This window comes from Flavobacterium sp. UBA4854 (assembly GCF_002399805.1).
Lineage (GTDB): Bacteria > Bacteroidota > Bacteroidia > Flavobacteriales > Flavobacteriaceae > Flavobacterium > Flavobacterium ginsengisoli.
Genome location: NZ_DHEI01000093.1, coordinates 1 through 15923, shown reverse-complemented (window position 1 = coordinate 15923; position 15923 = coordinate 1). Strand labels below are relative to the sequence as shown.

24 protein-coding genes are annotated in these 15923 nt (G+C 35.0%); 20 read left to right on the top strand and 4 right to left on the bottom strand.

All coding sequences use genetic code 11. From position 1 onward, the window contains the following. Positions 1 to 99: 99 nt before the first annotated feature. Positions 100 to 486 carry a hypothetical protein gene (locus B3J44_RS13975; protein WP_286968996.1) on the bottom strand — a complete coding sequence of 129 codons (387 nt, stop codon included), beginning with the start codon at positions 484 to 486 and terminating at the stop codon, positions 100 to 102. A 258-nt stretch (positions 487 to 744) separates the two neighbouring features. Between B3J44_RS13975 and B3J44_RS13970 the strand changes: the two genes are divergently transcribed. The 6 genes from B3J44_RS13970 (at position 745) to B3J44_RS13945 (ending at position 4638) form a co-directional block, all read left to right on the top strand. Beyond that, positions 745 to 1272 (top strand): hypothetical protein, encoded by a 528-nt coding sequence (locus tag B3J44_RS13970; protein ID WP_286968995.1) that lies wholly within the window; start codon positions 745 to 747, stop codon positions 1270 to 1272. A 51-nt stretch (positions 1273 to 1323) separates the two neighbouring features. Beyond that, entirely contained in the window at positions 1324 to 1992 is a 669-nt protein-coding gene (locus B3J44_RS13965; RefSeq protein WP_286968994.1) for a BON domain-containing protein, read from the top strand. Between the two features lie 215 nt (positions 1993 to 2207). Then, positions 2208 to 2378, top strand: coding sequence for a hypothetical protein (locus B3J44_RS13960; protein WP_286968993.1), 171 nt, complete (start codon positions 2208 to 2210; stop codon positions 2376 to 2378). 29 nt (positions 2379 to 2407) lie between these two features. Further along, complete coding sequence (locus B3J44_RS13955; RefSeq protein WP_286968992.1) at positions 2408 to 2887, top strand: hypothetical protein; 480 nt, start codon at positions 2408 to 2410, stop codon at positions 2885 to 2887. Between the two features lie 67 nt (positions 2888 to 2954). After that, a complete protein-coding gene (locus B3J44_RS13950; RefSeq protein ID WP_286968991.1) occupies positions 2955 to 3785 on the top strand; it encodes a universal stress protein in 831 nt (276 codons plus the stop codon). A gap of 205 nt (positions 3786 to 3990) precedes the next feature. After that, positions 3991 to 4638 carry a hypothetical protein gene (locus B3J44_RS13945; protein WP_286968989.1) on the top strand — a complete coding sequence of 216 codons (648 nt, stop codon included), beginning with the start codon at positions 3991 to 3993 and terminating at the stop codon, positions 4636 to 4638. A 74-nt stretch (positions 4639 to 4712) separates the two neighbouring features. Here the strand turns inward: B3J44_RS13945 and B3J44_RS13940 are convergent, their stop codons facing one another. From B3J44_RS13940 to B3J44_RS13930, 3 genes are read right to left on the bottom strand one after another with little or no spacing between them, the layout of a single operon-like run. Beyond that, entirely contained in the window at positions 4713 to 5441 is a 729-nt protein-coding gene (locus B3J44_RS13940) for a TIGR00730 family Rossman fold protein (protein ID WP_286968986.1), read from the bottom strand. Between the two features lie 20 nt (positions 5442 to 5461). Further along, entirely contained in the window at positions 5462 to 6115 is a 654-nt protein-coding gene (locus B3J44_RS13935) for a BON domain-containing protein (RefSeq protein WP_286968984.1), read from the bottom strand. Between the two features lie 44 nt (positions 6116 to 6159). Next, complete coding sequence (locus B3J44_RS13930; protein WP_194655990.1) at positions 6160 to 6819, bottom strand: BON domain-containing protein; 660 nt, start codon at positions 6817 to 6819, stop codon at positions 6160 to 6162. A gap of 319 nt (positions 6820 to 7138) precedes the next feature. Here B3J44_RS13930 and B3J44_RS13925 point away from each other — a divergent pair, with 319 nt between their 5' ends. From B3J44_RS13925 to tnpA, 14 genes are all read left to right on the top strand, one after another. After that, complete coding sequence (locus B3J44_RS13925) at positions 7139 to 7573, top strand: thioredoxin family protein (protein ID WP_286968983.1); 435 nt, start codon at positions 7139 to 7141, stop codon at positions 7571 to 7573. A gap of 40 nt (positions 7574 to 7613) precedes the next feature. Further along, positions 7614 to 8507: an FAD:protein FMN transferase gene (locus B3J44_RS13920; RefSeq protein ID WP_286968982.1), complete on the top strand. Its 894-nt coding sequence runs from the start codon at positions 7614 to 7616 to the stop codon at positions 8505 to 8507. Next, the gene (locus tag B3J44_RS13915; protein WP_056191669.1) at positions 8504 to 8737 is read left to right on the top strand and encodes a DUF4266 domain-containing protein; all 234 of its coding nucleotides are present in this window, start codon (positions 8504 to 8506) and stop codon (positions 8735 to 8737) included. Before B3J44_RS13920 ends, B3J44_RS13915 begins: the two co-directional genes overlap by 4 nt. 17 nt (positions 8738 to 8754) lie before the next feature. Next, positions 8755 to 9939, top strand: coding sequence for a DUF3570 domain-containing protein (locus B3J44_RS13910; RefSeq protein ID WP_286968981.1), 1185 nt, complete (start codon positions 8755 to 8757; stop codon positions 9937 to 9939). Between the two features lie 179 nt (positions 9940 to 10118). Then, positions 10119 to 10451 carry an ArsR/SmtB family transcription factor gene (locus B3J44_RS13905; RefSeq protein WP_056199462.1) on the top strand — a complete coding sequence of 111 codons (333 nt, stop codon included), beginning with the start codon at positions 10119 to 10121 and terminating at the stop codon, positions 10449 to 10451. Then, positions 10438 to 10947, top strand: a complete 510-nt coding sequence (locus B3J44_RS13900; protein WP_349678298.1) for a GNAT family N-acetyltransferase — start codon at positions 10438 to 10440, stop codon at positions 10945 to 10947. The genes B3J44_RS13905 and B3J44_RS13900 overlap by 14 nt, the downstream gene beginning before the upstream one ends. A 33-nt stretch (positions 10948 to 10980) precedes the next feature. Next, complete coding sequence (locus B3J44_RS13895) at positions 10981 to 11454, top strand: DUF6428 family protein (protein ID WP_008463724.1); 474 nt, start codon at positions 10981 to 10983, stop codon at positions 11452 to 11454. 42 nt (positions 11455 to 11496) lie between these two features. Further along, a complete protein-coding gene (locus tag B3J44_RS13890; protein ID WP_286968979.1) occupies positions 11497 to 12111 on the top strand; it encodes a low molecular weight phosphatase family protein in 615 nt (204 codons plus the stop codon). 1 nt (position 12112) lies between these two features. After that, positions 12113 to 13198, top strand: a complete 1086-nt coding sequence (arsB, locus tag B3J44_RS13885) for an ACR3 family arsenite efflux transporter (RefSeq protein ID WP_012026392.1) — start codon at positions 12113 to 12115, stop codon at positions 13196 to 13198. A 6-nt stretch (positions 13199 to 13204) separates the two neighbouring features. Then, positions 13205 to 13939, top strand: coding sequence for a metallophosphoesterase family protein (locus tag B3J44_RS13880; RefSeq protein WP_012026393.1), 735 nt, complete (start codon positions 13205 to 13207; stop codon positions 13937 to 13939). Positions 13940 to 13960: 21 nt separating this feature from the next. Then, entirely contained in the window at positions 13961 to 14533 is a 573-nt protein-coding gene (locus B3J44_RS13875; protein WP_012026394.1) for a Crp/Fnr family transcriptional regulator, read from the top strand. Positions 14534 to 14606: 73 nt separating this feature from the next. Beyond that, the gene (locus tag B3J44_RS13870; RefSeq protein WP_286968975.1) at positions 14607 to 15170 is read left to right on the top strand and encodes a hypothetical protein; all 564 of its coding nucleotides are present in this window, start codon (positions 14607 to 14609) and stop codon (positions 15168 to 15170) included. Positions 15171 to 15203: 33 nt separating this feature from the next. After that, on the top strand, positions 15204 to 15626 hold the full coding sequence (locus B3J44_RS13865; protein WP_286968974.1) for a sigma-70 family RNA polymerase sigma factor: 423 nt from the start codon (positions 15204 to 15206) through the stop codon (positions 15624 to 15626). Positions 15627 to 15648: 22 nt separating this feature from the next. Further along, positions 15649 to 15923 (top strand): IS66 family insertion sequence element accessory protein TnpA (gene tnpA, locus B3J44_RS13860; RefSeq protein ID WP_286968973.1); only part of this gene is annotated, 275 nt, incomplete at its 3' end.

Genomic DNA, 15923 nt, shown 5'->3' with positions numbered 1-15923 from the left:
AAGTTTTGCTTTAAACAGCGGCTTCAAGTATTGAAAAAGTATAGCTTTTTTATTCCAGACTAACCGATGGAAAGATGTGCAGTCGTACTTTTAATGCCTTTAAAACCAACAATGTTCTTTACAAATTGAGAAAATTTTCAATGTTTTGTTGATCATTTTACTTCCCTCAATAACAGCCATAGGTCTTAGAACAATATCAGTTATCTCTGAAAATTCATCTGATAGTAGTATAGACGCACGGGCGCTACTTTTGAATCTTTTAAATTTTAATCCTTTATGTCTGGCTGTATTAAAAAATACAGTCATATAAAAACTTTCTACGGCGGCGAGAAATAGATGTTCTGCTGACCACGTATTTTCATCGAGATTTTTTAAACAGGAATAAGATGATACTTCTATATCATTATTAAAGATAACGGCACTTACTTTTGCAGTTCCATTTAGCTGACATTCCAAATCTACCTGATATTCCTGTGAAGTTTTCATAATAACTAAATTAGTTAGTTGTTCACTAGAAATAAATGATATCCAACATATCTTTTATCAGGTACTAAATTAAAAACTAAAAACAGAAGTGCTAAAAGTCATTATTACAAATGATTCAGATCATTTTTATTCTTTGTGCTTTAATGCAATTTTACATAGCAAAAGAAATTAACGGTAAATTTTAGATTTAAGAGTTCCACAAGCTTCTAATTTCTAAAAACCTAATAAAATCTTATACTAACTAAAAAAATGACAGCCATGGAAAATCAACATTTATTCGTAGCACATTATAAATCACTGCAGCAGGCAGAGGATGCAATCAAAAAATTAAAAAAAAGTGGTTACGATATTACAAAACTTTCAATAATTGGTAAAGATTGCTATACGGAACAAAATGTTCTTGGATACTTTAACATTTACGATAAAATGGAAAAATGGAGTACTACCGGATTATTTGCCATAGGGCTATGCGGGTTATTGTTTGGATTACTTTTTATTTTCAACCTCACTGCCAATCTTCCCTACTTTAGAATACCCATTATATATGCCTGTGTCGCCGTACTTCTGGGAGCTACGTTGCCATTAATAGGTATGGGATTTTCAAAAGACAAAACCATAAAATATAAAACCGAAGTAAAAGCCCGTAAATATGTGCTGCTTGCTCAGGAAACAAATGCCAACATTGAAATTATGAGAACCACACTTAATACTCATATTCCTAAAGAAAATTCAATAGAGGAAAAAGAGAACCGCGCTCTATTAGAGAACGAAGCTTTTCACCTCTAACAAATAAAACACTATAAACTCAAATTAAGCAACTATCTAAATGAAAATAATATGAAAACAAATGAAGAATTACAAAGAGATGTTCAAGACGCCATTAAATGGGAACCACAGCTGCATGCCGCAGAAATTGGTGTAACTGCAAAAGATGGTGTAGTAACCCTAATGGGAACTGTAGACGCTTATTATAAAAAAATTGAGGCTGAAAATGCCGCCAAAAATGTTGATGGCGTCAAAGCGGTTGTTGAGGAAATAGAAATCAAATATTCCAGCAATAACAAGTCTGATGAAGATATTGCCAACGATGTCTTGAAGGCTTTAACAGATAACTGGAATGTACCTCAGGAAAAGATTCAGATTAAAGTTGAAAAAGGCTGGGTTACGCTTGAGGGTCAGGTAACCTGGAATTATCAAAAAGAAGCCGCCAATAAATCCGTCGGCCATCTTACAGGTGTGAAAGGCGTAACCAATCGTATCAAAATAAAATCTGAAATACAGGATGAAATTGAGAAAAAAAATATTGTAAAAGCCTTAGAAAGCAATTGGACACTGCACTCTGAGAACATATTCATTAAAGTCGATGGTACAACCGTGACATTGACAGGAGCTGTTTCTTCACTTTTTCAAAAAGATCTTGCAGAAAAAATAGTTTGGAAAACCCCGGGAATCTGGTCCGTCAATAATCAGCTTGTTGTGGAACATAAGTATGCCATATCAGAATAACTTTAAAAGGGAGATGAAGTTCTCCCTTTTATCCCAGTTTTTTAAAATGCATAAAGAGGTTCATTTTGATAGTTTTTCCTAAAAAAATTATTTTTAAAATTAAAAATTATGAAAACAATAATAACCTTAATGACAATTACAGCAATCACTGCTGTAATTCTGATTAGTAACATAAGACAAAACCAAAAAAAAACTAACTCTTAAATAGCAATATCATGGAACCAAGCTGGATCATATTAACATTTATGAGCATCGTCATTTTAATTGTGATGATTTACATCTTTATACAAAACAATAAAGATCGCAAACAATATGAAAAAGATTTAAACACACCTTCAAATCTGTATGAAGAAGAATCTGAAGTAAATTACTTAGATAAATTTTAATTTTTTTATCCTATTAACAATATGAAAATATGAAAACTACAATACTGTATACTCTGTTTCTCATAGCTGCTACACTTACGCTAGTGAATCGTTATACTCCATTATATATCAATAATTCAAAACTTCATTTTATCATCCTTTTTATTGCAGCTTTAACTTTTGTACTTATAGCAAGCCAGTTATTTGGAAAATTAAAAAGATCAAAATCACAGTTACTGGCATTCATTATTGTTGGAGTTTTATGTTTTATTAAATCCTTCCTTACTTGGGGTGGTGACTGGAAAACACAAACAATTTTATACAAGAACGTGACGAATGATAATAAGAATATAGAGTTTCAAATGCGTGGGGATCGCTTTTCATTCGGATATAAAAAACGCGTTGTAAACAGGTTAAAATTATTTCCCGGATTTGACTGGACTACTGATATTGATACCGCGACAATCGATCACAAGCACTGGAAAAAAATGAATCTTTATGTTAATGAAATGAAGTTTGTTTCAAAATAATAATAAACCGAATTCGTCATTAATTAAAACAATTAGGGCTTCGTACCCGATCAAAAATCTAGAAAGCATGAAAAAAATACTTGTTACAACCGACTTATCTCATAGCTCCAAAGTAGCTGTACGTTTTGCTATTCAGCTGGCATCTCAAATAGGTTATGAACTTACATTTCTATATGTAAATACGTCATTTATTATTGATCCTTTTTCAGCTGTTACTTTTGTAGGTCTTCCGGAGCCAGATAACAAAAAACAGGAACAAGCTCTTATAAAATTTGTACATACGCTCTACAGACAAACCAATAAACAACCAGGTAAAACAACTTATATTGCGGAAAATAAACTTGATGTAAGCGAAGCCATTCTAAATTGTGCCAAAAGAATTAAAGCCGATTATATCTGTATGAGTACAAGAGGCGGTGGTCTTGTAAATAAGCTATTGGGAAGTCATACGACCAGAATCTTACATGACTCTCCGATCCCACTTCTGGTTGTTCCAAGACATTACAGAATAAAAAAATTAAGTACTATTTTATACCCGTCAGATTTAGAAAAAATAGAAACTGAAATGCCGCTGATTAAAAAATTCGGGGCCTCGTTTGATGCTTCGATCGCTGTATACCATTATGATTATTTTACACAGGAAGAAGAAGTCCACAAAAAACTCAATAAAATAGAGCATAAATTTAAGTCTGACAAAGTATCTTTTCATTTCAAAAAGTTAGATCCGGAAGTATCTCTATTACGACACTTACAGATTGATATTATGACAATAAAACCATCTATCATAACCATGTTTGCCAAAGAAAACCGAAACTGGTTGGAGCAATTATTTCAACCGCTTAAAACTTCTGAAAAAGGTTTTAATACCAGAACCCCGATGCTGGTATTTAAAAAATAATAATTGGCAGGAAAATCAGATATACGATTTAACCTGCCAATACTTTATATCTTAAAAAATCCTGCTTTTTCGTAATAGCACTAGTATCTTTTAATGGTTCACAATCTCTGAATATTACTTTTTAAAAAGCGTCTTTATTTTCAACCAAGATTGAAATCATAATCTTACGCTATAATAGAATTTGGGTAATCAAAAAACAATTACAATGAAAAGAAGTATATGGTTCATTATAGTATTATCTGTTTTTTTAGTTCAATGCTCCAGCTCAACTATAATTAGTTCATGGCAGGCCTCGGAGAAGCTAAATTTAAAAACTGGTCGTATCGTCGTAGTTGGATTGATAAAAGAATCAGACAAATCGCTTCAGTGGCAAATGGAAAATCATCTTGCTGACGATCTTTGCAATCTTGGTTATGATGCCGTTCCATCTATTGAACTTTATGGCATTGAAGCATTTAAAGGAAAAGATGAAAAAGAGATCATAAAACAATTAGAGCAAGATGATATAGCTGCCGTTTTAACGATTGTATTGCTTAATAAACAAAAAGAAAAGTACTATGCTCTAAAAAGTATGTATGATTTGACAGACCCATATAATGATAATGACTTCTCTATTTACTATAACGCTATTTACACTAAAATCTACCAGGAAGGATATTATGTCAATGATACCTATTATTTTTGGGAAAGTAATCTATTTACAATGCCAGATCAAAAATTAGAATATTCCGTACAGACACAATCCTTTAATCCCTTAAACACCACTAGTCTTGCACATGCATATGGAAAACTAATTATACAGGATATGCTTAGCAATAATATAATTCATAATAGTCATAAACAGAAAGAATAGGGCCATTTGGCTTAAAAAAGATTTCAAAAGACTAAAATTTTAAATTACAAATGTAAAATGAAAAGCTAAAAACCTTAAATCAATTGAATGGGCGTACGGTGAAATTTTGGTTTTAATCCATAATTTTTAATGCTATGCTCAATTATAAAAAGCCTTGCCTGTTCAATATCATCTGTAATCATGAATAATTTCGAATCAGCATCATTAATGGTTCCCTCACTTTTCATGAGATTAATATGCTCAATAAGCGCTTTATGGTATTGTGTATTGAAAATTATTATTGGAAAGTTTTTAATCTTGCCTGTCTGTATAAGTGTAAGTGCTTCAAAATATTCATCTAATGTTCCAAAACCTCCAGGCATAACTACAAAGGCAAAAGAATATTTTACCAAAAGTATTTTACGAATAAAAAAATGTTTTGCCTCTACCCATTTATCGAGATAAGAATTAGGCATTTGATCAACCGGCAGTTTAATATTACATCCAACAGTCTTCCCACCCACTTCTTTTGCTCCGCGATTAGCGGCTTCCATAAGACCTGGTCCTCCGCCTGTCATTATTGTAAAACCAAGTTTGGCAAATTCACCTGCAGCCTTTTTGGTAAATTCATAATAAACGTGATCTTCCTTAAAACGAGAAGATCCAAAAAAAGTGATACAAGGACCAATGTAATAGAGTTTACGAAAGGATTTTATCAGTTCCCATAAAATAATAATTATAAATTTCAGTTCAGCAAATCTCGACTGTGGCCCTTCTAAAAACTTAATTTCTGACTTATCACTTTGAGTTTCTTGCTCTGTCATAATTTCAATCGATTAATTATTTAACACAAATAAGGCTGTTCAAGGTTCACTTTTAAATGATTGATAACTTTGATTACCCCCGGCGTTTTATACGCAATCCTTTCAGCTTCTTCTTTTTGAAAAATTGACCCAACGATTCCAGATAACTGTACAGTTGCACCAGCAACCTCAACATCGATCTCATCTGTATCAAACGCCCAATGTCTTTGTAATGCCTTTTCCAGTAATTCTTTCTCTACCTGATCGAATACTTCTCTTTTAAGTTTAATGTTATTGGTAACTTCCCTTACTCCCTTCTGGTTTCTAATTAATTCCAGAGCGAGCTCTCTTTGAAAATTCCATGGTAAAATACCTTCTGCAGTTACACAGCCTTTTTCTACAATGATATCAACCGTATTTTGCGGAACGACCTGATTCTCTTTCAATTTTGTGACAATTTGAGTTGCAATTTCCTGATCAGTGGTATAGGAAGTTTTTTCAAGTATAACCTGAATTTCATCTACAATTGCTGCTACACCTTTAATTTTTTTTGCAGCATGCAGGGCTTCTGTTTTTTTAACAAGCATGTCAACATTTCCTGTTAAGGTAACTACACCTTCTTTTACAATAACTCCAATCTCGGCTGCATGCAGCAAAGGCTCGAATTTGAGCGCTTCCTGAATTTCTCTTTGCAAAATATCATTACTTTTCATATTTTTTTATTTAAGGTTTGCATAAATCAATCAAATTCGACTAAAAGTTCATTATCTACATACCATACACCAGGTGTATTCCATGCAATTCTTTCTGCTTCCTCTTTCTGAAATAGTGAACTCACAATACCACTGAGAGTAATAGTTTTATTATCGACTCTAACTCGTATATTATCAATATCAAGCAACCAGCTGCGACGAAGCGCTTTTTCAACAAACTCCTTTTCTAGTTCATTTTTTATTTCGGCCTCAATTTTTATTTTATCAATTACTCCCCTAACACCTTCTAAATAACGAATAGCATTCTCTGCTGCTTTTCTTTGAAAATTCCAGTGCAAAATCCCTTCAAGTGTTACCCATCCATTCTCTACTGTTACTTTGAGCAGATGGTCAGGAACGGCCCAGTTTTCACGCAATACCTTAACAACTGATGCAGCTATATCGGTATCACTTTTAATTGCTGAAAAATATAGATCAACTTTTACATCGTCGACAACTGCTTTTACACCAGCAATATTTTTAACAGTTTGCTCCGCCTCTTTTTTCTGCGTATAATTATCTACCGTACCTCCAAGGGTTACAATACCATCATTAACGCTAACATCTATGTCGTTAGAATTTAAAATAGGCTCCCATTTGATCGCTTCTTTTACTTCTTTAAGTAAAACATCATTATTTTTTTTCATGGCAAAAAAATTTAAAAATTATAGCTTTGAATGATAATAAACAAAGCATTATCCTTTTTTATAGTTAGGTAAAATTCAAAAAAGCAGATTGGAAAACAAATGATCCCCATCAATCTCAAAAGTGATGTAAGTCATTATCCGTAAATAAGAGATTTAATACATTTACTCGAAGAAGTAAGACAATATTAAAAATTAATTGAACACCTTAAAAAGATTTGTTTTTTCGTCCAGTAAAAATTAATCTAATCTTAAGCAAATAAAAAAAATAAGATATACAACAATTCGTTATTTCGTAAAGACCTTAAAACAAGACTTTAAAATGAAACTAATTACCTTATTCCTTTTATTGACAGTAATTCCTATAAATTGGGAACCTGACTTTAATAATGCGAAAAAAATTGCAAAGGAAAAACATGAACTGATTCTGCTCAATTTCTCAGGATCGGATTGGTGTGGTCCGTGTATTGTTCTTCGCAGGGATTATTTAGAGAGCCAGGTATTTAGTGATATGGCAAACTCAAATTTAGTATTGGTAAATGCTGATTTTCCAAGAAAGAAGAAAAATATTGGTACACCCGAACAAGTAAAACGTAATGAAGATTTAGCCGAAATTTATAACAAAGAAGGAAGTTTTCCTCTTACCCTTCTTCTGGATGCCGACGGAAAAGTTATCAAAACCTGGCACGGCAAACCTGAAACTACACCTGATGAGTGGACTGCAGAAATAAAAGCAATCTGTGATAGCAAAAAGTAACATATTAAAAAATCAAAAATATTCGCAATCCCTAAAACTCATGGGAAACAACTTTACTATTACAGTTGTAGCCGGAAATGCGAAAACGGGAAATGAGAATATCAATCTTGCCATTGAAGAAATCAGAAGGATCGAAAAACTGTTCACTACTTATAAAGAGGACAGTCAAACCAATCTGATAAATCAAAATGCAGGAATAGAGCCTGTCAAAGTAGATCAGGAGGTCTTTAATCTTATTGAAAGAGCTACGGGAATTTCGAAAATTACACAAGGAGCTTTTGATATTTCGTATGGAAGTCTTGACAAAAGTCTGTGGAATTTTGACAAAACAATGACCAGTCTTCCTAACCCTCAGACAGCAAAAAAAATGATTCACCTTATTGATTACCGAAATATTATTCTTGACAAACAGAATTGTACCGTTTTTCTAAAAGAAAAAGGAATGCGAATTGGTTTTGGTGGTATCGGAAAAGGTTATGCCGCAGAAATGGCTAAACAAGTACTGCTTAAAAATAATGTTCATAGTGGTATTATAAATGCCAGTGGAGATCTCTGTGCCTGGGGACTACAGCCAAACGGTCAAAAATGGACTATTGGTGTAGCCAATCCTGATGCCTCAAATACTGCTTTTTCTTATATGGAGATATCTAATAAGGCAGTTGCCACTTCTGGAAATTATGAAAAATTCGTAACCATCAACGGAAAAAAATATTCGCATACTATTGATCCCAAAACGGGACTTCCAATAACCGGAATAAAAAGTGTTACCATTATCGCTTCAAATGCTGAATTTGCTGATGCAATGGCCACTCCAATAGCGGTTATGGGAATTAAGGCAGGATTGTTTCTAATTGACCAGATTCCGGATCTATATTGTATTATTATCGACGACAACAATAAAATTTACACTTCAAAAAACATCAATCTGAAATGAAAAAGCCAAAACAAAAAGCGCTCGTATTATTATGTAGTATTGCTTTTACAGGCATTCTACTCACCTCCTGTACTTCGGTAAAAGAATACCAAAAAGGAAAAATCAACGATTCTGAAATGGTACTTTCTAACAGGAAAATCGAAAAGACAGAACTCAGCTTTCAATCCTACCGTGAAGGAGCTTCCGGAGCAAATTCAGGAAAAAGCGGCGGCGGCTGCGGTTGTAACTAATTTTCATAAAATTAAAAATGAAAAGAATATTCATAACAGGATTTGCTTTATTGGCATTATTTCAATCAAGAGCGCAAAACGTTCCTACTGATTCTACCAGTTATAAAAGCAAAAAATTAAAATTGGAAGAAGTAAATCTGGTTTCGAGTTATTATAGCCAGGACGGGAACAATTCAGCTGTTACAGGAGGGATTGGTTCTGAGCATCTTACTGACATCGCCAATACTATTGATGTTAAGTTAGTCAAGTACGGAGAAACGGGTATAAAGCATACCTTTGATATTGAAGCAGGTATTGACCACTATACCTCTGCCTCATCAGATATGATTGATTTGAGTGCCAATTCATCTGCATCCTCTTCAGACAACCGCTTCTACCCTTCTCTAACTTATCTGAGAGAAAACGAAGAAAAAGGAAGAACACTGGGAATTGGCGTTTCATCATCGACCGAATTTGATTACCAGTCTTTTGGAGGAAACATTAGTTTTTCACAAAAAACAAAAGACAAAAACGGAGAATTTACAGCTAAGTTTCAAACCTTTATCGATCAGTTAAAACTAATTGAACCGGTTGAACTGCGTCCACCAGGCCAAGAAGGTTATGGCAGTGCCAACCGAAATACTTTTGCAGGAACTTTGAGTTACTCGCAGGTTATAAACAAAGACCTGCAGATAATGCTTGTAGGAGATGTTATCAGTCAAAATGGTTATTTGAGTCTTCCATTTCACAGGGTTTATTTTGAAGATGGTTCTGTTCATCAGGAAAAAATGCCCGATACCAGACTTAAAATTCCACTGGGAATCAGAGCCAGTTATTTTTTCGGAGATAATGTAATTATTCGCGCCTATTACAGATATTATACCGATGATTGGAGCTTAAAGGCCCATACCGCTGATCTTGAAATTCCGGTAAAATTAACGCAGGCATTTTCAGTGAGTCCGTTTTATAGATATTATACTCAAACCGGAACGAAGTATTTCAAACCATATGGTGAACATACCCCAGCCGATGAATACTACACCAGTAATTATGATTTGTCAAAGTTTGACAGTAGTTTCTTTGGAATGGGCATGAAGTTTACGCCGTTAAATGGAGTCTTTGGACTTAAACATTGGAATACGCTGGAACTTCGTTATGGTCATTATACTAGAACTACAAATATAACTTCGGATATTATTAGTATTAATATTAAGTATAAATAATTACTAATATTTACAAATAATTCCAACTGATACACCCCCTAAAGCTTTTTGATTTAGGGGGTTTTGATTTTATTATAAGGTTATAATTTATTGAAATATTTCTTAAAAAAATAAATATAACCGATATCATTTTGCTAATCAAAAACATTATCGTAATATTGCAATATAAATATAAAACAATGGGAGCAACAAAAACAGATCACTTTACCGACAGCCAGAATGAACTGGCAGTTTTAGCCAAGGCACTAGGGCATCCTGCGCGTATTGCTATTATGGAATATTTATTAAAAGTAGATGCATGCATCTGCGGAGATATTGTAAATGAACTTCCTCTTTCACAGCCTACGGTTTCACAGCATCTTAAAGAATTAAAAAATGCCGGCTTAATCAAAGGAAGTATTGAAGGAAATTCTATCTGCTACTGTATCAATGAACCTGGACTGCAAAAGATAAAAGGGTTCTTTGAGCATATATCAAATCATCTTGCTAAAAAGAGAAATGAATGCTGTTAATCTACAAGATATGGAAATTAGAAAACTTACAGCTGAAGACTGGCAGCAGGTAGAATTAATCTACCAAAAAGGAATAGACACTGGCAACGCTACTTTTCAAACCAGCGCTCCTTCATGGGAGTACTGGGACAATTCACATCTTAAATCCTGCAGAATTACTATGCAGGAAGATGGGAAAGTGATTGGATGGGCTGCCCTTACCCCTGTTTCTTCACGCTGCGTTTATGCAGGGGTTGCAGAAGTAAGCGTATATGTCGATCCCGCACATTCAGGAAAAGGAATCGGGCTTACCCTTTTAAATGAACTTGTCAGACAAAGCGAAACAGAAGGAATCTGGACACTTCAGGCAGGGATCTTTCCTGAGAATACAGCAAGTCTCCGCATCCATGAAAAAGCAGGTTTCAGGACACTTGGAACAAGGGAGAAAATTGGAAAACAAAATGGTATCTGGAGAGATACTGCGCTTCTTGAAAGAAGAAGCTCTGTTATTATTTAATAAAAAATATAGTTTAACTAAATATAAAAAATTATGAAACTTTCAGAAATTAAAGAAGTGCTTAAAACAGTAGAAGCTGTAAATTTTGAACTGCCGGACGGCACATTTGTACCGGAATATTTTCACGTAACCGAAGTAGGCTTGGTTACCAAAAACTTCATCGACTGCGGAGGAACAGTAAGAAAAGAAACGGTTGTAAATTTTCAGCTTTGGGATGCCAACGACTACGAACACAGGCTTAAACCTCAGAAACTGATCCACATCATTGAGCTTTCAGAAAAAGTATTGGGAATTGAAGACAATGAAATTGAAGTGGAGTACCAGAACACTACTATCGGTAAATACGATTTGGATTTTAACGGCAAAAACTTCACTTTACTTAATAAACAGACTGCCTGCCTTGCTCAGGAGCAGTGCGGTATTCCATCTGATAAGCCAAAAGTAAAATTATCTCAGTTAAATACTGATAATGCTAATTCATGCACTCCGGGCGGAGGATGCTGCTAATCATTAAACAGATAATTAATAAACCTTTACAGCCAAAAAACTATGTTATATTCAGAAATTGAGAATACCGTTAAATCATTTGATTTTAAGCAGATCTCCGAAGATCGCAAAGCAGTCTTGCAGCCATTAATCGACTTCATTCAGACTAAAGTGGACAGCAAGCTGGAAACCAGACTAAACCTAATCTGCACACATAATTCCAGAAGAAGCCACCTCTCGCAGGTTTGGGCGCAGACTGCGGCTACCTATTACGGCATCAAAAACGTTTCATGCTATTCAGGGGGAACAGAGGCTACTGCCCTTTTCCCGATGGCAGCGGAGACTTTGAAGGATTCAGGATTTAAGATTAAAACGCTTTCAGAGGGATCAAACCCGGTTTATTCCATAAAATATTCAGCTGATGAACTTCCTGTCATCTGTTTTTCCAAAACCTATGATGATGATTTCAATCCTGAAAGCGGATTCGCAGCAATAATGACCTGCTCGCAGGCTGACGGAGGATGCCCGTTTATAGCAGGCGCAGAGAAAAGAATCCCGATCACTTTTGATGATCCAAAAATTTCTGACGGAACGCCTCAGCAGAAGGAAACTTATCTGGAGCGAAGCCTGCAGATAGGAACTGAAATGTTTTACGTATTCTCACAAATAAAAAAATAAAATGTCAGCAAATAATTGTGCACCAGCCGTCGGACGCAAAAAGTTAAGCTTCCTTGACCGCTTCTTAACCCTTTGGATTTTCCTTGCTATGGCTATAGGCGTGGCAATAGGATACTTTATTCCTTCAAGCGGAGGTTTCATCAATTCATTCTCCAGCGGAACAACAAACATTCCATTGGCAATAGGACTTATCCTGATGATGTATCCGCCTCTGGCAAAAGTAAAATACGAGCAGATGGGTCAGGTTTTCAAAAACACTAAAGTCTTAGGCGCTTCTTTATTCCTGAACTGGATCGTAGGCCCTGTCTTAATGTTTTTATTGGCGCTCCTGTTTTTGAACGGATATCCTGAATACATGATTGGAGTGATCCTGATCGGTCTGGCACGCTGTATCGCAATGGTTGTGGTATGGAACGATCTGGCAGACGGAAACCGTGAGTATGCAGCAGGACTTATCGCGCTTAACAGTATTTTTCAGGTGCTGCTTTATAGCGTATATGCATACATTTTTATAACCATTCTACCTCCCTATTTTGGATATGATGGCTTCGAAGTCAATATCAGCATTTCACAGATTGCCGAGAGCGTCGGTATCTATTTAGGTATTCCATTTGCTCTGGGAATCATAAGCCGTTATGCTTTGATAGCCTTAAAAGGTTCTGAATGGTTTGAGAATAAGTACGTGCCGTTTATCTCGCCAATTACACTTATTTCGTTGCTCTTTACAATTATTGTAATGTTTAGCCTGAAAGGGGAACTTATTATTCAGATCCCTATGGATGTCGTGCGTATTGCAATACCGCTTGTGATTTACTTTACTTTAATGTTTATCATCAGTTTTTTCACTGGAAAATATTTTGGGGCTGACTATTCAAAGGCTACATCTATAGCTTTTACAGCCACCGGAAATAATTTTGAACTTGCCATTGCCGTGGCAATCGGCGTGTTTGGAATAAACAGCGGCCAGGCATTTGCAGGTGTTATAGGTCCTTTGGTAGAAGTACCTGCTCTTATAGCATTAGTAAACCTTGCATTCTGGTTCAGAAAGAAGTATTTCACAAAACAGGTATCTGCAGAAACTGCTTAAAAAAATATGAGAATTGCAATAATATCGGATATACATGCGAACTTCCCCGCATTGGAGCAGACCTTAAAAAGTATTGAAGAGCAGAATATTGATGCTGTTTACTGCTTAGGAGATTTAGTAGGCTACAATTTATGCCCCAATGCCGTGATCAATGAGATCCGTAAAAAGCATATCCCTACCCTTGCAGGAAATCACGATGTCAAGGCTGTCGAGATACACAATGACGGTTCAAATGACATTGAAAGCTATGCATATCAGATTGTGGGCAAAGAGCAGATAAAATATCTTTCTGCTCTTCCTGCCCATATTAAACTTGAATATCAAACGGCTAACAAACTTATAAAAATTTTGATGGTCCATGGGAGTCCTTACAGCAACAAGGAATATTTGCTTGAGGATAAAAACGAAAAAGATTTCACTAACATCTTTCTTGATTCCAATACAGACATTCTTATCTGCGGACATTCTCATTTACCTTATCATCGCATATTGGAAAATCCTAATAAAAAAGGCAGTTATTTTCATGCCATTAATGCAGGGTCGGTTGGAAAACCAAAAGATAGAAATCCAGACTGCTGTTATGCAGTAATCACCATTGAAAAAAGCAGTAATCTTTCCAAAAAAGACGGCATTAAAGTAGAATTCATAAGAGTACCTTATGATATTGAAAAAACAGCCCGTGCTATTGAGGAAAGTCCTCTTCCAGACATTTACGCGTTTATGCTTAGAAAAGCATATTAAAATATTGAAATAAAACCTACTATGGAAAGTTTTAAATTATTTTTAAAGAGCATTGTCCCTGTCAGCGATCAGGAATTTGAAAATTACAGCCAGTATTTCAAAATAAGGACATTAGCCAGAAACAGTTATTTTGCAGAGATCGGCAAAACCTCACATGAAGCCGCTTTTATAAAAAAAGGGCTGCTCAGGACATATTACATAAATGAAAAATCCGAAGAAGTGACTTCTTGTTTCTGTGCAGAAAATAATTTGACAGCATCCTATAAGAGCTTTATTTCGCAGCAGCCTTCGGAACTTTCCATTCAGGCTGTAGAAGATACCGAACTTATAACAATCAGTTACAATGACCTGCAGATTCTCTATCAAAAAAGTGCTCTCTGGCAGAATATCGGAAGGACAATTGCTGAGCGGCAGTATATGGTGATGGAACAGTATGCCAGTGTTTTGAGCAATGAAAGCGCAAAGGAAAAATACATGCGTATGCTTAAGGAACAGCCTGCAGTTGTAAACAAGGCTTCAGTAACTGATATTGCAAGCTATCTAGGAATAACACGCAGGACGCTGAGCAGGATCAGAAAAGAAATTACCAAGTAAATTCGAGGACATTTGTCCTTTTTGCTAATTATACTTTCCAATAGTTTTGCTTTTATAATCAATTAAAAATAAAATGGAAACAGCAATTATCATTTCATCCTTCTTTCTTGTTCTATTTGCAGTCTTGGCCTTGTATGATGGCTTTTATCTGCATATTTACAAATACCAGCTTCACAATCGGGAAGAAAGTAAAACTGAGCACGTTACTCATACTTTGAGAGCTATTTTCTTTCCGGCAATCCTTTATTTTTTGTTCTTGAAACAAGATAATCATACTAATTTTGTAATAGGCTTAACCATTGTCCTTTTAGATATACTGGTGCTCGGGTATGACGCTTTTATAGAAAAAGACAGCAGGCAGTTTATGGGCGAGCTTCCACGCTGGGAATATATTGTTCATTTATTCGTAAATGGGTTTCATTTTGCGTCAATTGCGGTTTATCTCTCCATCAGATTTACTTTTCAAAATGGAGAAATAATGATTTCTAATATAAATCAATCTCCAAGCTTTTTTAATTTGTTAATTATAAATCTACTGCCGGGAGCTATCCTAATGGCAATTCTTCATATTTTATTATGTATTCCAAAAACTGCCTATGTATGGAATAATTTCAGAAATAAAATCAATTGTTGTTAATCCAGCTTTCTAAACAAACAGAACATTTAATTTATGAATTTGGAGATAAATTCTATTCATAATCAGTTTTATATCATTTTGGGCAATTATATTAAGGCCCGTATAAATGATACGGGCGATGCATCTGATGTTTTGCAGGAGGTTTTTATAAAGATAAACGAGAATTTAGGATCACTGACTGATGAAAGCAAATTAAAAAGCTGGATTTTCACAATCACAAGAAATTCCATCATTGACTATTACCGTAAAAATTCCAATCATAAAAAATCAGAGCTGACCGAATGTCTGATGCAAAAAATAATGCATGAAACAGATTTTGATAATACAGAAAGTCTGGATTGTTGTCTCATAAAATTCATTGAGCGGTTACCTGAAGACTATCGGGATATCATCATGGATAGCGAAATTCATGGAATTAAAGTATCCCCCCGACGAACCCCATATTGCGTTAATTAAAAAGCTGATTTAGTTTTGTAGCATGACAACACAAGACAACAGAACTCAAAGGTTGGCTATGATAGCCCATTGGCAACAAAGTGGAAAAAGCAAACGCGCTTATTGCAAAGAAAACGGAATTAGCGAAGCTGTTTTTTATTATTGGTTAGAACGAAGCAATGAAAAAAAATCCAAAACGGGGAAATTCATTGCCATCAAAGAAGAAACTTCGCAAGATGAGATAGAGTTAATTTATCCCAACGGCGTGCGGCTAAAAGTAGGTAACAATTTGGCGCTTTTATCGCAATTAATCAAGCT

Bases quoted from the DNA above. Each gene is read 5' to 3' on its own strand.
- B3J44_RS13975 (WP_286968996.1), bottom strand. From the start codon at position 486: ATGAAAACTTCACAGGAATATCAGGTAGATTTGGAATGTCAGCTAAAT.
- B3J44_RS13970 (WP_286968995.1), top strand. From the start codon at position 745: ATGGAAAATCAACATTTATTCGTAGCACATTATAAATCACTGCAGCAG.
- B3J44_RS13965 (WP_286968994.1), top strand. From the start codon at position 1,324: ATGAAAACAAATGAAGAATTACAAAGAGATGTTCAAGACGCCATTAAA.
- B3J44_RS13960 (WP_286968993.1), top strand. From the start codon at position 2,208: ATGGAACCAAGCTGGATCATATTAACATTTATGAGCATCGTCATTTTA.
- B3J44_RS13955 (WP_286968992.1), top strand. From the start codon at position 2,408: ATGAAAACTACAATACTGTATACTCTGTTTCTCATAGCTGCTACACTT.
- B3J44_RS13950 (WP_286968991.1), top strand. From the start codon at position 2,955: ATGAAAAAAATACTTGTTACAACCGACTTATCTCATAGCTCCAAAGTA.
- B3J44_RS13945 (WP_286968989.1), top strand. From the start codon at position 3,991: ATGAAAAGAAGTATATGGTTCATTATAGTATTATCTGTTTTTTTAGTT.
- B3J44_RS13940 (WP_286968986.1), bottom strand. From the start codon at position 5,441: ATGACAGAGCAAGAAACTCAAAGTGATAAGTCAGAAATTAAGTTTTTA.
- B3J44_RS13930 (WP_194655990.1), bottom strand. From the start codon at position 6,819: ATGAAAAAAAATAATGATGTTTTACTTAAAGAAGTAAAAGAAGCGATC.
- B3J44_RS13925 (WP_286968983.1), top strand. From the start codon at position 7,139: ATGAAACTAATTACCTTATTCCTTTTATTGACAGTAATTCCTATAAAT.
- B3J44_RS13920 (WP_286968982.1), top strand. From the start codon at position 7,614: ATGGGAAACAACTTTACTATTACAGTTGTAGCCGGAAATGCGAAAACG.
- B3J44_RS13915 (WP_056191669.1), top strand. From the start codon at position 8,504: ATGAAAAAGCCAAAACAAAAAGCGCTCGTATTATTATGTAGTATTGCT.
- B3J44_RS13910 (WP_286968981.1), top strand. From the start codon at position 8,755: ATGAAAAGAATATTCATAACAGGATTTGCTTTATTGGCATTATTTCAA.
- B3J44_RS13905 (WP_056199462.1), top strand. From the start codon at position 10,119: ATGGGAGCAACAAAAACAGATCACTTTACCGACAGCCAGAATGAACTG.
- B3J44_RS13900 (WP_349678298.1), top strand. From the start codon at position 10,438: ATGAATGCTGTTAATCTACAAGATATGGAAATTAGAAAACTTACAGCT.
- B3J44_RS13895 (WP_008463724.1), top strand. From the start codon at position 10,981: ATGAAACTTTCAGAAATTAAAGAAGTGCTTAAAACAGTAGAAGCTGTA.
- B3J44_RS13890 (WP_286968979.1), top strand. From the start codon at position 11,497: ATGTTATATTCAGAAATTGAGAATACCGTTAAATCATTTGATTTTAAG.
- arsB (WP_012026392.1), top strand. From the start codon at position 12,113: ATGTCAGCAAATAATTGTGCACCAGCCGTCGGACGCAAAAAGTTAAGC.
- B3J44_RS13880 (WP_012026393.1), top strand. From the start codon at position 13,205: ATGAGAATTGCAATAATATCGGATATACATGCGAACTTCCCCGCATTG.
- B3J44_RS13875 (WP_012026394.1), top strand. From the start codon at position 13,961: ATGGAAAGTTTTAAATTATTTTTAAAGAGCATTGTCCCTGTCAGCGAT.
- B3J44_RS13870 (WP_286968975.1), top strand. From the start codon at position 14,607: ATGGAAACAGCAATTATCATTTCATCCTTCTTTCTTGTTCTATTTGCA.
- B3J44_RS13865 (WP_286968974.1), top strand. From the start codon at position 15,204: ATGAATTTGGAGATAAATTCTATTCATAATCAGTTTTATATCATTTTG.